This is a genomic window from Skermanella aerolata KACC 11604 (genome assembly GCF_000936425.1).
In the GTDB taxonomy this organism is placed as follows: Bacteria; Pseudomonadota; Alphaproteobacteria; order Azospirillales; family Azospirillaceae; genus Skermanella; species Skermanella aerolata.
On sequence record NZ_AVFK01000029.1, the window covers coordinates 1 to 13,873 of the forward strand.

Below are 13,873 nucleotides of genomic sequence, written 5' to 3' on the forward strand. Positions count from 1 at the left end.
TCCCGCTTCCTCAGCTCTGGAGCGCGCACCTGAACTGATAGATGGCAAGCGCCACGGCTTCGAAGGTAGGTGTCAACGGCTATCTGGTAAAGCCTTTAAACATATCGAGACTTGATAAAATGATACTTAAGCTGTGCAAAATCTCTGAGCCCAGCCAATTGCCCGCCTAAAATTAAGATGCAATGTTTATATCCTCTGTCGACACATAACGTTGACAGGTTGATACCAAGGTCCAAAGACATTTACCTGTGAGGACCGTGTTTGTTGGGTCACGGCCCAACCCACAAGCTCCTGCTTCGTAGGTTGGGCCGTGGCCCAACACTTACCGACCGTAAGTCGAACTCTTCGGCTCCTGGCATGACATCGATAGACGAGGTCGTTCGCGACAGCGCTATTCTCGCGCTAAGCACAAAAAAGGAATAAATTCTTGCAAGGTGTACCTCTTTCGCGTAGAACGGACCCCTGTCGTCCCGTCCGCCGAAAGCCGCCGCCATGCCCGCCCTGACCACACCCGCACCCCCGCCCTCATCTCCGCCTCCGCGCCTGTCCTCCCGCAAGGAACTCTTCGCACTCCACGTAGCGCGCGGCGCCAGCTTGGCGCAGGCAGCGCGGCTGGCAGGGTATTCGCCGCAGGGCGCGCGGCAGCGGGGCAGCGTCCTGATGGCGGATAGTGACGTTCGGTTACGCGTTGAAGCTTTACGCCACGCCTGGATGGCGGAGCGGCAGGGCAGCGTGGATCAGGCGATCGAACGACTTGACCGGATCATCGACATGGCGATGGAGCTTCAGCGCCCGACCGCCGCCCTCAAGGCGATGGACATGCAGCTGAAGCTGACCGGCGTCATCCGCGACACCCGCGCCGGCCTCTATGCCGACAGTCCCGACGACGACCTGTCCAAGGTGTTCTTCGACCCGAGGGAGGACGAAGACCCCGATTTCGACCCGGATTCCTACCCGACTCCGATCCCGGTCCCGGTCCCGGCCGCCGCCGAGGCCAAGAACGAGGACTTCATTCCCGAACCTGCTGAACCGGCCGAACCGGAAGAACCAGCCGAACCGCCCGAGCCGGAAGAACCCGCCTCCGCCCCGGTCGAAAGCGGCCGAATGATGACATTTGCGGCTACATACCCCCTGTCAGCATCCCAGCCAACGCACCGCAAAACCCAACCGCGCCGCCGCTTCGCGTCCCTGTCCTGCATCCCGTCGCCCATCGCATCCCCCGGCCCGATGTCGCGGGTTGAGAGATAAATGACGCATTTGTGGAAGCCGGCCTTTTTGCTCCGTCGCACCATCGGGTTCGGGCGGGACAACAGCCTGGAAGCCGCGGGAGAGCCTTTGAAATGCCGATTATGGTCGCCACCCCAGTTGCAGAGTCAGCTACGGAGTCAGCCCCGGACTCCATCGAAAGCCTGATCCGGCGCCGCAAGCCGGGTTACAGCCTTGAATCGGCTTTCTACACCAGCCCGGACATCTTCCAGGCGGATCTCGACATCATCTTCCGGCGGCATTGGATTTATGTCGGTGTCGAGCCGGACGTGCCGGAGCCGGGCGACTGCATGGTTGTCGATATCGACCGGGCCTCCATCATCATCGCCCGCGACGACGACATGGGGCTCCAGGCCTTCCACAATGTCTGCCGCCATCGCGGCGCGCGGCTGGTCCATGACGAAAAGACGACGGTCGGCAACATCGTCTGCCGCTATCACCAGTGGACCTACGGCCTGGACGGCTCGCTGCTGTTCGCCGAGCACATGGGACCGGGCTTCGACACCGGCTGCCACGGCCTGAAGAAGGTTCACCTGCGGAACGTCGCCGGCCTGATCTTCATCTGCCTCGCCGAAGACCCTCCCGCCGATATCGAGGACATGGCGCGAGCGCTGGAGCCCTATATCGCTCCCCACGACATCGCCAACACCAAGGTCGTCCAGCAGATCGACCTGATCGAGGAAGGCAACTGGAAGCTCACGATGGAGAACAATCGTGAATGCTACCACTGCTCGGTCAATCACCCGGAATTGACGGTCCCGCTGTTCGCCTACGGCTTCGGCTATTCTCCGGACGAGGTCGACGATGTCGGGCGCGAGCAGATCGCTCGCTACGAAAGCCTGGTCTGCGACCTGGAGAACCGCTGCGAAGCCCAGGGGATGGCGGCGCGCGAAGTCGATCACCTGGACGACTGCGTCACCGGCTACCGCGCCCAGCGCCTGCCGATCGACAATCACGGCGAATCGCAGACGATGAACACCCAAGTCGCCTGCAAGAAGCTGCTCGGCACCATCGCCGACGCCAAGCTCGGCGGGCTGTCGGTCTGGACCCAGCCGAACTCCTGGCACCACTTCATGAGCGACCACATCGTCACGTTCTCGGTGCTGCCGATCTCGCCGGAAAAGACCCTGCTGCGGACCAAGTGGCTGGTCCACAAGGATGCGGTCGAGGGCATCGACTACGACCTGCGGAACCTGATCTCGGTCTGGGTCGCCACCAACAACCAGGACGGCGAACTGGTCGGCTACGCCCAGGCGGGTGCGCGCAGCCCGGCCTACGAACCCGGCCCCTATTCGGTCCATACCGAGATGCTGGTCGAGAAATTCACCAATTGGTACATCGGCCGCATGGCCGCACACCTGAACCAGCGCTGAAGTTACAGCGCTGAAGCCGCACGCCGCAGACAGAGTTCGACAGGGAAGGGGACGAGACGGGGTTATGCTGATGATCGATGCGCCGCCTGTAGAGACAGGGATCGCGGAAGACGCCTTCGCCGCCCAGGTGACCCGCGAGCTGGCGGGTTGGGATGCCGAAACCGACGACGTGCTGGTCTGCCGTCTGGTCCGCGACGAGACGCACGACGTCAAGACCTTCGTCTTCTCCGCCCGCGAGCCCCGGCTGTTCCGCTACAAGCCCGGCCAGTTCCTGACCCTCGATCTCCCCATCGGCGGGCAGGTCATCAACCGCTGCTACACGATCTCCTCGGCCCCGACGCGCGGCCACCTGATCTCGATCACGGTCAAGCGGGTGCCGGGCGGCATCGTGTCCAACTGGCTGCACGACACGGTGAAGCCGGGGTATGAGCTACGGGCGGTCGGTCCGCTCGGCGACTTCACCGCCTTCGACCACCACGCGCCAAAGTATCTGTTCCTGTCGGGCGGCAGCGGCATCACGCCGCTGATGTCGATGGCCCGCACCTACCACGATCTGGCGCAGGACCGGGACATCACCTTCGTCCACTCCGCCCGCAGCCCGGCCGACATCATCTTCCGGTCCGAACTGGACCTGATGGCCCGCAATCTGCCCCGCTTCTCCGTCGCCCATGTCTGCGAGACGACCGACGGCGAGCGCAACTGGAGCGGCTTCCGGGGCCGGTTGAACCTGCCGATGCTAAAGCTGATCGCTCCCGACCTGATGGAGCGGACGGTCTTCACCTGCGGCCCGGAACCCTACATGGCCGCCGTCCGCGCCATGCTGCGCGAGGCTGGTTTCGACATGGACCGCTACCACGAGGAAAGCTTCAACTTCGAGACGCTGGCCGAAAGCCAGCCGGAAGCGGCCGCCGCCTCCGCCACCGTACCGGTGCCTCCGCCGGTTCCGGAAACCCGGACCTTCCGGGTCGAGTTCGCCAAGACCGGCCGCGTGGTCGAATGCGCCGCCGACACCAACATCCTGACCGCCGCCCGTGCGGCGGGCATGCGCCTGCCGTCGTCCTGCACCAAGGGCCTGTGCGGCACCTGCAAGAGCAAGCTGATCTCGGGGACGGTGGACATGAAGCACGCCGGCGGCATCCGCCAGCGCGAGATCGACGCCGGCCAGGCGCTGCTGTGCTGCTCCAAGCCGACCAGCGACATCGTAGTGGACCGGTAGCGGCCGACCGGTAAGCGCCGATGCGACGTTCCGTCAGGTTGACTTGGCCTCGAGCAGACCGTATTTCCGCAGGTATCCTCGGAACTGATGGTATCTCAGGCCAAGCTCTTCGGCGGCGCGTTTCTGGTTGAACTGGTTGCGCTCCAGTGCCGCGCTGATAAGTCCGGTTTCGAACTTTCTGACTTGCTCGATAAAATCGCCCGTCGGGGTCTCCCCGGCGGGTTTTTGCCGTTCCGGGGGGATCAGGCCCGACTCGGACAAGGCGACGGGCCGCCAGGGCGATGAGAAGGGGTCGAGCACGATGGTATCGACCGGACGTTCCGGCCGCTCCGCCCGGTAGACGGCGCGTTCGACCACGTTCTTCAGCTCGCGCACATTGCCCGGCCAGTCATGGGCCAGCAGGCGGGTCATCGCCCGCTCGGTGAAGCCGGGAAAGTAGGATCGTTGCAGCTCGCGCGCCATCGCGACGCCGAAATGTTCGGCCAGGACGGGGATGTCCTCCGGCCGGGCACGCAGCGGCGGGATCGTGATGACGTCGAAGCTCAGGCGGTCGAGCAGGTCGGCGCGGAACTTGCCGGTTCGTGCCAGCGCCGGCAGGTCGGCGTTGGTGGCCCCGATCAGCCGCACGTCGGTCGCCAGCGTCTGGTTGCCGCCGACCCGTTCGAACTCGCCGTACTCGATCACGCGCAGCATCTTCTCCTGCACGGCGGGGGTGGCGTTGGCGATCTCGTCGAGGAACAGCGTGCCGTCGTCGGCCAGTTCGAACCGACCGACATGGCGCCGGACGGCGCCGGTGAAGGCGCCAGCCTCGTGGCCGAACAGCTCGCTCTCCAGCAGGCTCTCCGCCAGGGCGCCGCAGTTGAGCTTGACGAAGGACCGGTCCCAGCGGCGGGACAGATAGTGAAGCCGGGCCGCCACCAGCTCCTTGCCGGTGCCGCGCTCGCCGATCACCAGCGTCGGCTTGTTCAGCGGCGCCGCCTTGGAGACATGTTCGAGCATGGCCTGGAAGGCGGGAGATTCGCCGATCAGGGCGGGCAGGTCGGGGGAGGGTTTGGTCATGTGGTCAATTCCGCCAAGGAATGGCGAGATTCGCCACTTCATGGCGGAGATAGTTAGGAGGTTCAGGTAGGGGTATCAAGACCGATGAATAAAACTGTTCAATATCAATATGTTATAGATTTCTTGCCGGTTGGCACGCTGGCTGCAATAGATATCCGCGAACACCATGACCGTTCCCTTTGGAGACTGCCATGCAGGACTACCCGCGCTACCGCAGCCGTTACCGGGCCTCGGACCGTCCGACCCGCACGACAGGCGAGCGCTTCCTCGACTATCTGCGCACCCGCTCGACAGAGACCTGGGTGTTCTTCGCCGCCGGCGTGGTTCTCGGCGCCTTCGTTGGCTGACGAAAATCACGCATTCCCACTACCCGAGAAAGACTGAAGGGATTCAGACCATCATGGGCATCTTTTCGCGCCTCACCGACATCGTCAATTCCAACCTCAACTCGATCCTGGACCGTGCCGAGGACCCGGAAAAGCTGATCCGCCTCGTCATCCAGGAGATGGAAGACACGCTGGTCGAGGTTCGCTCCAGCACCGTCCGCACCATCGCCGAGCGGAAGGAGATCGAGCGCAAGCTGAACCAGCTCGGCCGGGAAATGGAAGAGTGGCAGCGCAAGGCCGAATTGGCCCTGTCGCGCGACCGCGACGACCTCGCCAAGGGTGCGCTGGTCGCCAAGTCCAAGATCGCCGAGCAGATCGACGTGCTGGAACATCAGCTCGTCCATATCGAGGAGGCGCTGGCCAAGAGCAGCGAAGACATCAGCCGGCTTCAGGAGAAGCTGACCGACGCCAAGAAGCGCGAGAAGGCGATCGTGCTGCGCCACAAGTCGGCGGCCAGCCGGCTGAAGGTCAACACCCAGATCCACGACGACCGCATCAACGACGCGTTCGCCCGGTTCGAGCAGGTGGAGCGCAATCTCGACGAGCTGGAAGGCCGCGCCGAGTCGATGGACATCGGCCGCAAGCGGACGCTGGCGGAGGAGTTCTCCGACTTCGAGGCTTCGACCAAGGTCGAGCAGGAGTTGGCCGATCTCAAGGCCCGCATGCACAACTCCAAGCCGATGGCGGGCTAAGCCATGAGCGGAGCCTCATTCGTCCTGGCGGTGCTGTTCCTGACAATCGTGGCGCCGCTCTGGATCATCTTCCACTACGTCACCAAGTGGCGGTCGGCCCGTGGCCTGTCCGCCGAGGATGAACGCATGCTGGCCGACCTTTGGGAAAGTGCCGGCAGGATGGAAAACCGGATCGGCAGCCTGGAGAAGATCCTGGACTCCGAAGCTCCGGGATGGAGGACGCGTCAATGAACTGGTCCGGATCGCCCTTCACGTCGCCCAACCCGCATCAGCTCTACCGCGACAAGGACAACGGCAAGCTGCTGGGCGTCTGCGCCGGGTTGGCCGACTATCTCGGGGTGGACGTCATGTTCGTCCGCATCGGGACGGTGCTGGGCGCCGTGTTCTTCACGATGCCGGTCGTAGGCGCCTACCTGCTCGCGGCCTTGGTCCTCAAGACCAAGCCGCCCAGGGCTTATGCCAGTCGCGAGGAAGAAGACTTCTGGCGCACCGTCGCAACCAAGCCGGACGTGACGGTAGCCGGGCTCAGGCAGAAGTTCCGGGATGTGGAACGACGGCTGACCAGGATGGAGAGCTATGTCTCCTCCAAGGAGTTCGAACTGAACCGCGCCATCAACGATCTCGACCGTTGACGCTGTGCCGGTATCGGTTCGTTCGGTATGCAGGCGGCTTCGGCCCGGACGGTTGTCCGGGTCGGAGTCGTCTGCGCGTCAGGTCAGCGACGCTGACCCCGACGGTTGGACCGTACCCGGACCGGGATGGGCTCGGGTTGAGCCGAGCTTGCGATTGCATAGCAACCGGCAACGGCGACAGAGGCGACCAAAGCTATCAAGGCGATTTCCATGTATCCTCTCCTTCGTTGCTATTTAGATTGGTGCAACAGGGCGGCCGTTGGTAGGGGTAAAATGAAGCCCTATGCCGTTTTTGTGACGCGGCAGAAGTTGCCTTCCTTTTGATCCAGTTCTCTTTACGATAATTTAACCAGATATTGCCCGTCACCTGCCGCCAACACCGATCTAACCTTATCTATCAGGGAAAACATCGCGGTCCGTCCCAAAGTTCCGTCAGGCCGCGCGCATGTCGTTGATAAAGCTTTCCAGATGCTCTCGCAGCGCCTCGGTGTGGCCGGCCAGACGGGTCACCACGGCGCGGCCGTCCTCCGCCATGCCGCTGGCCTCACTGGCCTTGGTCAGGGCACGGTCGGCGTGCTCCGTCACGACGCGGGTGCCGTCGTTGACCTGGGTGACGTTGCGGGCGATCTCGCGCGTGCTGGTTTCCTGCCGCTCGACGGCGCTGGCAATCGCGGAAACGATGGCCGCTATGCGCCGGATCGTCCCACCGATGCCGCTGATGGCGCCCGCTGCGTCGCCTGCCACCTGCTGAAGCGCCGCAATCTGGGTCGAGATGTCCTCGGTCGCCCGCGCCGTCTGGGTGGCAAGGCCCTTGACCTCGGCCGCCACGATGGCGAACCCCTTGCCGGCCTCGCCAGCGCGGGCCGCCTCGATCGTGGCGTTCAGCGCCAGCAGGTTGGTCTGTTCGGCGATCGAGCCGATCAGGGCGACGATCTCGCCGATCCGGGTGGCGGCGTCGGCCAGACCGGCCACGGTGGCGTTGGTCCGCTCGGCCTGTTCGACCGACAGGCGGGCGATGGCCGACGACTCGGAGACCTGCCGGACGATGTCCTGGATCGAGGCCGACAGCTCCTCCGTCGCGGCGGCGACCGCCTCGACGTTGGCGGTGGACTGGGCGGCGGCGGATGCGACGGCGGAGGCCGACGCGGCGGTGGCCGTGGCCACCTCGCCCAGCCGGCCCGACTGCTCGCCCATATGCCCGGCGGCGGCCGACAGGGAAATCGAGACCGACGTTAAGGCCTGCTCGAAGCTGCCGATGCGCCGGTCGCGCCGCTCCATCCGCGCCTGCCGGCGCTCCAGGCTGGCGCGGTCGTCCTCGATCATCCGGTCGACGGCGGCCTTGCCGGCGCGGATCGTCTCGACCGCACGGGCCATGGCTCCGGCCTCGTCCCGCCGGTCCCGGTACGGCACCACGAAATCGGTCCGCCCCTCGGCCAGCAACTCCAGCGCCCGGCGCAGTTCGGTAAGTGGGGCTAGCAGTCTGAGGACCACCAGGAACGCTACCCCCATGGTCAGCGCCAAGACGCCGGCAGCGGTCAAGCGATCCATCCACAAGAAGCTGGTGGCCGCCACCGCGACGCAGAAGACCAGGCCAATGACTCGCGAAAGGATCGTTCCCAGCATAATTATTTCTCTTATAAATTTCGGGCTGGCCAGGGGTACGTTTTCTATGTTGCGGCCTGATTTCACGCAACTATTTTCCTGATCAATGGCTGTAACGGAGATGTGATCGAGCCTTGATCCCCTGCAATTCGAAGATTGTGCCACTCTCATCCCGAACAGTTTTGGAGATCGCAATATGGCCATGGAGATCGTTAACGGGTATCCATGCCGCGACTGCACCGATGCCGAGAAGGCGAAGAAGGGCATCGATCCAAGCGCCGGCCCCAATGCCCAGCCGGGTGAAACAAAGGCGGACATCAAATTGCGCGAAAACGCCGGTTCGCTGACAGGGAAGAACGAAGACGAGCGCGGCATCAATCGGCCGCTTTCCACTGGAAATGTCGGGACGGCGTTGAACATCCTGGTATGAGATAGCCTGAAGACACCTGGAAGGCCGATTGTCATGAACGCCTTGCTCAAGGCCTACGGCATCGCCCGGTCGGCGCTGATCTACCGGGCCAACCCGCTGAAGCGGCGGCGCTCCCGGCGCTTTTATGGGCAGTTCGTCGGGCCGGGCGATCTGGCGTTCGACATCGGGGCGCATCTGGGAGACCGGGTGCAGGCCTGGACCGATCTGGGCGTCCGAGTCGTCGCGGTCGAGCCGCAGCCGCACCTGATGACGGTGCTGCGGCGGTTCTATGGGCACAGCCCGGATGTGGCATTGGTCCAGGGCGCAGTCGGGGCAGAGGCGGGAACGGCGGAATTGCTGATCAACCGGCGCAACCCGACGCTCTCGACCCTGTCGGCGGAGTGGGCGGCGACCGTCTCGGCGTCGCCGCGCTTTCCCGGCGAGCGCTGGGACGAGCGGGTCGCGGTCGAGGTCACGACGCTGGATGCTTTGATTGCGGTCCATGGCGTGCCGCGCTTCTGCAAGATCGACGTGGAGGGATTCGAGGAATCGGTGCTGGCGGGACTGTCCCAGCCGTTGCCCTGCCTGTCGTTCGAGTTCATTTCCGAAACCGGCGACCGCACCCTGCTCTGCTTGGCTCGGCTGGAGGCGCTGGGAACATACCGGTATAATGTGGTGCTGGGAGAGGCCCGGCACCTGCTGTTCGATGTCTGGTGCGGTAGGGACGATCTGGTGAAATGGCTGGAGGGGCGCGGGGCTGAGGAAGGCTCCGGCGACATCTATGCCCGGCATGTTCCTTTTCGATCATTCTGAGTGATAAAATTTTCGAATCAGAACAATCCGAACTCTAAATTTTCGTTTGCAAAAGCCTGACATCTCCGCATACCCTTTGTTCGATAATAAAACGAACCCGCCCACAAGGGCCGGGCGCTTTGGGGAGGTCGGTTTGCGTTTCTGCGGGGATGGCTGCGATTCCGGTGTCTGCCCATGACGCTGGTGCTGGATCGGATTTCCCGTGTCGTCGGCGGTGAAACCCACCTGCACGAGTTGTCCCTGACGCTTGAACCGGGTTCGCTGAACGTGCTGTTTGGCCCGACGCTGGCCGGCAAGACTTCGCTGATGCGGCTGATGGCGGGACTGGACCGGCCCTCCGGCGGGCGGGTGCTCTGGGATGGCAAGGACGTGACGGGCGTCTCGGTGCGCCGCCGTCAGGTCGCGATGGTCTACCAGCAGTTCGTCAATTATCCCTCCTTCACCGTCTACGACAACATCGCCTCTCCCTTGAAGCTGGCAGGACTGCCCAAGGCCGAGATCGACCGCAAGGTGCGGGAGGCGGCTGGGATCATGCACATCGACGGCCTGCTCAAGCGCCTGCCGGCGGAGCTGAGCGGCGGCCAGCAGCAGCGGACCGCGATAGGGCGGGCGCTGGTCAAGGAAGCGGGGCTGCTGCTGCTCGACGAGCCGCTGGTCAACCTGGACTACAAGCTGCGCGAGGAGCTGCGCTCCGAGATGCGCGAGATCTTCAAGCGGCACCGGTCCATCGTCGTCTATGCCACGACCGAACCGCTGGAAGCGCTGATGCTGGGCGGCACCATCACGGTGCTCCATGAGGGCAGGGTGCTTCAGAGCGGTCCAACCGTTCAGGTCTATCACAACCCGTCCAGCCTGAGGGTCGGGCAGGTGTTCAGCGATCCGCCGCTCAATCAGGTGGATGGAGTGGTGGATGGGTCCGGCGTGCTGCTGGCGGACGGCATCCGGGTCCCCGCCGCCGGCCATCTGGCCGACTTGGCCCATGGCCGCTACCGCTTCGGCATCAGGGCGAACCACCTGTCGGTGTTCCGAGCCCATGACGACGACATCCCGGTTCCGGGTACGGTGGAACTGGCGGAGATCAGCGGGTCGGAGACGTTCATCCATGTCCACGGTCCGGGCATCGCCTGGGTCGTCCAGCAGGACGGCGTCCATACGTTGAGGATCGGCGAGCCGGTCACGGCTTATGTCAACGCGCGCCGGCTGTTTGCCTTCGGGGCCGATGGCGGGCTGGTCGCGGCCCCGCCGCGCCCACGTCTCGGCATGGCGGCGGAGTAGGAGAGGGCCATGGCAAGGATCGAACTGCGCGGGCTCGCCCATTCCTACAGCACCCATCCCAAAGGCGACGCGGACTACGCGCTGAAGCGGATGGACCACGTCTGGCACGACGGCGGCGCCTATGCCCTGCTGGGACCGAGCGGCTGCGGCAAGACCACGCTGCTGAACATCATCTCGGGCCTGGTGATCCCCAGCGAGGGGCAGGTGCTGTTCGACGGGCTGGACGTAACCCGCCTGCCGCCGCAGCAACGCAACATCGCCCAGGTGTTCCAGTTCCCGGTGATCTACGACACCATGTCGGTGTTCGACAACCTAGCCTTCCCGCTGCGCAACCGCCGGGTGGCGGAGACGGAGGTCCGGGCGCGGGTCGAGGAAGTCGCCGACATGCTGGAACTGACCGGCGAGCTTGGCCGCCGGGCACGCGGGCTGACGGCGGATGCCAAGCAGAAGATCTCGCTGGGGCGCGGACTGGTGCGCAGCGACGTGGCGGCGATCCTGTTCGACGAGCCGCTGACCGTGATCGATCCGCAGTTGAAATGGCTTTTGCGCCGGAAGCTGAAGCAGATCCACGAGCGGTTCCAGCTCAGCCTGATCTACGTCACCCACGACCAGAACGAGGCGCTGACCTTCGCCCAGCAGGTCGTCGTGATGAGCGAGGGCAGCGTCATGCAGCTCGGCACGCCGCAGGAGCTGTTCGAGCGTCCGGCTCATACCTTCGTTGGCTATTTCATCGGCAGTCCGGGGATGAACTTCCTGCCCTGCCGCTACGAGGGCGGCGCCGCCATGGTGGACAACCAGCGCATCCCGCTCGCCAAATCGGTGCTGGACCACGCGCCGCACCGGGGCGTGCCGCTGGAGATCGGCATCCGCCCGGAGCACTTGCGGATCGGGGCCAACCCGGTCAACGGGGCGCTGCCCGCCGAGATCGCGATGGTCGAGGATCTCGGCAACTTCAAGATCGTGACGGCCCGGCTGGGCCGCCACATGCTCAAGGCCAAGCTGCCGGAGGATGATGCCGTCCCCGGCGACCACGGCTGGCTGACCTTCCCGCCCGACCGCACCCGGCTCTACGCCGACGGCCGGCTGGTGGCTTGAGGGAGGAAAAAGGCGCCATGGATAAGCGACCCTACGACAACAAGGCGTGGCTGCTGGTCCTGCCGGTCTTCCTGATCGTCGCGATCAGCGCGATCATTCCGCTGATGACGGTGGTCAACTACTCGGTCCAGGACGTGCTGGGACCGTTCCAGCGGGTGTTCGTCGGAACCGAGTGGTTCGAGCAGGTGCTGAACGACGACAGGTTGCACGGGGCTTTCCTGCGCCAGCTGATCTTTTCCGGCTGCGTGCTGCTGATCCAGATTCCGCTGGGGATCGCAGTGGCGCTGACGATGCCTGTCAAGGGCTGGCAGTCCTCCCTGTGCCTTGTCCTGGTCGCGCTGCCGCTGCTGATCCCGTGGAACGTCGTCGGCACGATCTGGCAGCTTTATGCCCGGCCCGATATCGGGCTGGCGGGTGTGGCTGTTAACAGTCTGGGTATTCCGTACAACTATACGTCGAGTGCCTTCGATGCCTGGCTGACCGTGCTGATCATGGACGTCTGGCACTGGACGCCGCTGGTGATCCTGCTGTGCTACGCGGGACTGCGCTCGATCCCGGAGGCGTTCTATCAGGCGGCCAAGATCGACGGAGCCTCGGCCTGGGCGGTGTTCCGCTACATCCAACTGCCCAAGATGCGGCGGGTGCTGACCATCGCGATCCTGCTGCGCTTCATGGACAGCTTCATGATCTACACCGAGCCCTTCGTGCTGACGGGCGGCGGTCCGGGCAACGCCACGACCTTCCTCAGCCAGTTCCTGGCTCAGATCGCGGTCGGGCAGTTCGATTTGGGACCGGCGGCCGCCTTCTCGCTGATCTACTTCCTGGTGATCCTGCTGCTGTCGTGGATCTTCTATACCTACATCACCCATACCGACCGGGAGGATGCGCGATGAGCACGGCGAAGGGACCCGCGCTGAACCCGTCCACGGGCAGGTTCCGCAAGCGCCATATCGGGTTGATCGTCTATTTCGTCTTCCTGCTGCTGCCCATATACTGGCTGATCGCGATGTCGGTGCGGCCCAACCAGGAGATCCTGAGCGGTTTCGACCTGTTCCCGCGCACCATAACCTTCGCGAACTACGTGACGATCTTCACCGATCCGTCCTGGTACACGGGTTATCTCAACTCGATCCAGTACGTGGCGCTGAATACCTTGATCTCGCTGTCGGTGGCCCTGCCTGCGGCCTACGCCTTCTCGCGCTATCGCTTCCTGGGCGACAAGCACATGTTCTTCTGGCTGCTGACCAACCGCATGGCCCCGCCGGCGGTGTTCCTGCTGCCGTTCTTCCAGCTCTATTCGACCTTCGGGCTGATCGACACCCATATCGCGGTGGCGCTGGCGCACTGCCTGTTCAACGTGCCGCTGGCGGTCTGGATCCTGGAAGGCTTCATGTCGGGCGTGCCGCGCGAGATCGACGAAACGGCTTATATCGACGGCTACAGCTTCCCGCGCTTCTTCCTGACGATCTTCCTGCCGCTGATCCGGGCCGGCATCGGCGTCACCGCCTTCTTCTGCTTCATGTTCAGCTGGGTGGAACTGCTGCTGGCACGGACGCTGACCAGCGTGGACGCCAAGCCGATCGCCGCGACCATGACCCGCACCGTCAGCGCCGCCGGCATGGACTGGGGCCTGCTGGCGGCGGCCGGCGTGCTGACCATCGTGCCCGGCGCGCTGGTGATCTGGTTCGTCCGCAACTACATCGCCAAGGGCTTCGCCCTGGGCCGCGTCTGACAAGGGGACCACCGCCATGGAAACGCTGGCCGCCGACCTGGAGTGGATGGCCTGGACGGGACCGACCGCCGCCTTCTTCGCCGGCATCGCCCTGATCCTGGCCGCTATGACCGCGTGGCAGACCGTATCGCCGACGATCGAGCGGCGGGGATTCCTGCCGATGCCGACGACGCGCGGCGACCGGCTTTTCATCGGCCTTCTCGGCAGCGCCTATATCCACCTCGCCGTCATCGGCTTCACCGACCTGAACCTGTGGATCGCGTTCGGGGTGTCGCTGGTGTGGATGGCGGTGGTCATGAAGTTCGGCTGAACTCCCCCGCTCT

The 13,873-nt window shown here is 64.3% G+C and carries 16 protein-coding genes; 14 read left to right on the forward strand and 2 right to left on the reverse strand.

The window, feature by feature from the left end; all coding sequences use genetic code 11:
* Positions 1–492: 492 nt before the first annotated feature.
* The 3 genes from N826_RS26930 (at position 493) to N826_RS26940 (ending at position 3,855) form a co-directional block, all read left to right on the forward strand.
* Positions 493–1,248: a terminase small subunit gene (locus N826_RS26930; RefSeq protein WP_147040174.1), complete on the forward strand. Its 756-nt coding sequence runs from the start codon at positions 493–495 to the stop codon at positions 1,246–1,248.
* Positions 1,249–1,340: 92 nt separating this feature from the next.
* A complete protein-coding gene (locus N826_RS26935; RefSeq protein WP_244619440.1) occupies positions 1,341–2,639 on the forward strand; it encodes an aromatic ring-hydroxylating oxygenase subunit alpha in 1,299 nt (432 codons plus the stop codon).
* A gap of 64 nt (positions 2,640–2,703) precedes the next feature.
* A complete protein-coding gene (locus N826_RS26940) occupies positions 2,704–3,855 on the forward strand; it encodes an FAD-binding oxidoreductase (RefSeq protein ID WP_244619441.1) in 1,152 nt (383 codons plus the stop codon).
* Positions 3,856–3,888: 33 nt separating this feature from the next.
* Here the strand turns inward: N826_RS26940 and pspF are convergent, their stop codons facing one another.
* The gene (pspF, locus tag N826_RS26945) at positions 3,889–4,914 is read right to left on the reverse strand and encodes a phage shock protein operon transcriptional activator (protein ID WP_044433880.1); all 1,026 of its coding nucleotides are present in this window, start codon (positions 4,912–4,914) and stop codon (positions 3,889–3,891) included.
* 191 nt (positions 4,915–5,105) lie between these two features.
* Between pspF and N826_RS43395 the strand changes: the two genes are divergently transcribed.
* From N826_RS43395 to pspC, 4 genes are read left to right on the forward strand one after another with little or no spacing between them, the layout of a single operon-like run.
* The gene (locus N826_RS43395) at positions 5,106–5,261 is read left to right on the forward strand and encodes a hypothetical protein (protein ID WP_157599369.1); all 156 of its coding nucleotides are present in this window, start codon (positions 5,106–5,108) and stop codon (positions 5,259–5,261) included.
* Positions 5,262–5,314: 53 nt separating this feature from the next.
* Positions 5,315–5,992 (forward strand): phage shock protein PspA, encoded by a 678-nt coding sequence (gene pspA, locus N826_RS26950; protein ID WP_044433882.1) that lies wholly within the window; start codon positions 5,315–5,317, stop codon positions 5,990–5,992.
* A 3-nt stretch (positions 5,993–5,995) separates the two neighbouring features.
* Positions 5,996–6,223, forward strand: coding sequence for an envelope stress response membrane protein PspB (pspB, locus tag N826_RS26955; protein WP_044433884.1), 228 nt, complete (start codon positions 5,996–5,998; stop codon positions 6,221–6,223).
* Positions 6,220–6,624 carry an envelope stress response membrane protein PspC gene (pspC, locus tag N826_RS26960; RefSeq protein ID WP_044433886.1) on the forward strand — a complete coding sequence of 135 codons (405 nt, stop codon included), beginning with the start codon at positions 6,220–6,222 and terminating at the stop codon, positions 6,622–6,624. The genes pspB and pspC overlap by 4 nt, the downstream gene beginning before the upstream one ends.
* A gap of 432 nt (positions 6,625–7,056) precedes the next feature.
* Here pspC and N826_RS44420 read toward each other — a convergent pair whose 3' ends face one another.
* A complete protein-coding gene (locus N826_RS44420; protein WP_052832115.1) occupies positions 7,057–8,247 on the reverse strand; it encodes a methyl-accepting chemotaxis protein in 1,191 nt (396 codons plus the stop codon).
* 175 nt (positions 8,248–8,422) lie between these two features.
* Between N826_RS44420 and N826_RS45425 the strand changes: the two genes are divergently transcribed.
* The 7 genes from N826_RS45425 (at position 8,423) to N826_RS27000 (ending at position 13,860) form a co-directional block, all read left to right on the forward strand.
* Positions 8,423–8,656: a hypothetical protein gene (locus N826_RS45425; protein WP_044433888.1), complete on the forward strand. Its 234-nt coding sequence runs from the start codon at positions 8,423–8,425 to the stop codon at positions 8,654–8,656.
* A gap of 33 nt (positions 8,657–8,689) precedes the next feature.
* The gene (locus N826_RS26975) at positions 8,690–9,448 is read left to right on the forward strand and encodes an FkbM family methyltransferase (protein ID WP_044433890.1); all 759 of its coding nucleotides are present in this window, start codon (positions 8,690–8,692) and stop codon (positions 9,446–9,448) included.
* Positions 9,449–9,622: 174 nt separating this feature from the next.
* A complete protein-coding gene (locus tag N826_RS26980; RefSeq protein WP_044433892.1) occupies positions 9,623–10,723 on the forward strand; it encodes an ABC transporter ATP-binding protein in 1,101 nt (366 codons plus the stop codon).
* 9 nt (positions 10,724–10,732) lie between these two features.
* Entirely contained in the window at positions 10,733–11,818 is a 1,086-nt protein-coding gene (locus tag N826_RS26985) for an ABC transporter ATP-binding protein (RefSeq protein WP_044433894.1), read from the forward strand.
* Positions 11,819–11,835: 17 nt separating this feature from the next.
* Positions 11,836–12,711, forward strand: a complete 876-nt coding sequence (locus N826_RS26990; RefSeq protein ID WP_044433896.1) for a carbohydrate ABC transporter permease — start codon at positions 11,836–11,838, stop codon at positions 12,709–12,711.
* Positions 12,708–13,550 carry a carbohydrate ABC transporter permease gene (locus tag N826_RS26995; protein WP_044433898.1) on the forward strand — a complete coding sequence of 281 codons (843 nt, stop codon included), beginning with the start codon at positions 12,708–12,710 and terminating at the stop codon, positions 13,548–13,550. Before N826_RS26990 ends, N826_RS26995 begins: the two co-directional genes overlap by 4 nt.
* Before the next feature lie 16 nt (positions 13,551–13,566).
* Positions 13,567–13,860 carry a DUF2160 domain-containing protein gene (locus tag N826_RS27000; RefSeq protein WP_244619442.1) on the forward strand — a complete coding sequence of 98 codons (294 nt, stop codon included), beginning with the start codon at positions 13,567–13,569 and terminating at the stop codon, positions 13,858–13,860.
* The last annotated feature ends 13 nt before the right edge of the window (positions 13,861–13,873 follow it).

Bases quoted from the DNA above. Each gene is read 5' to 3' on its own strand.
- N826_RS26930 (WP_147040174.1), top strand. From the start codon at position 493: ATGCCCGCCCTGACCACACCCGCACCCCCGCCCTCATCTCCGCCTCCG.
- N826_RS26935 (WP_244619440.1), top strand. From the start codon at position 1,341: ATGCCGATTATGGTCGCCACCCCAGTTGCAGAGTCAGCTACGGAGTCA.
- N826_RS26940 (WP_244619441.1), top strand. From the start codon at position 2,704: ATGCTGATGATCGATGCGCCGCCTGTAGAGACAGGGATCGCGGAAGAC.
- pspF (WP_044433880.1), bottom strand. From the start codon at position 4,914: ATGACCAAACCCTCCCCCGACCTGCCCGCCCTGATCGGCGAATCTCCC.
- N826_RS43395 (WP_157599369.1), top strand. From the start codon at position 5,106: ATGCAGGACTACCCGCGCTACCGCAGCCGTTACCGGGCCTCGGACCGT.
- pspA (WP_044433882.1), top strand. From the start codon at position 5,315: ATGGGCATCTTTTCGCGCCTCACCGACATCGTCAATTCCAACCTCAAC.
- pspB (WP_044433884.1), top strand. From the start codon at position 5,996: ATGAGCGGAGCCTCATTCGTCCTGGCGGTGCTGTTCCTGACAATCGTG.
- pspC (WP_044433886.1), top strand. From the start codon at position 6,220: ATGAACTGGTCCGGATCGCCCTTCACGTCGCCCAACCCGCATCAGCTC.
- N826_RS44420 (WP_052832115.1), bottom strand. From the start codon at position 8,247: ATGCTGGGAACGATCCTTTCGCGAGTCATTGGCCTGGTCTTCTGCGTC.
- N826_RS45425 (WP_044433888.1), top strand. From the start codon at position 8,423: ATGGCCATGGAGATCGTTAACGGGTATCCATGCCGCGACTGCACCGAT.
- N826_RS26975 (WP_044433890.1), top strand. From the start codon at position 8,690: ATGAACGCCTTGCTCAAGGCCTACGGCATCGCCCGGTCGGCGCTGATC.
- N826_RS26980 (WP_044433892.1), top strand. From the start codon at position 9,623: ATGACGCTGGTGCTGGATCGGATTTCCCGTGTCGTCGGCGGTGAAACC.
- N826_RS26985 (WP_044433894.1), top strand. From the start codon at position 10,733: ATGGCAAGGATCGAACTGCGCGGGCTCGCCCATTCCTACAGCACCCAT.
- N826_RS26990 (WP_044433896.1), top strand. From the start codon at position 11,836: ATGGATAAGCGACCCTACGACAACAAGGCGTGGCTGCTGGTCCTGCCG.
- N826_RS26995 (WP_044433898.1), top strand. From the start codon at position 12,708: ATGAGCACGGCGAAGGGACCCGCGCTGAACCCGTCCACGGGCAGGTTC.
- N826_RS27000 (WP_244619442.1), top strand. From the start codon at position 13,567: ATGGAAACGCTGGCCGCCGACCTGGAGTGGATGGCCTGGACGGGACCG.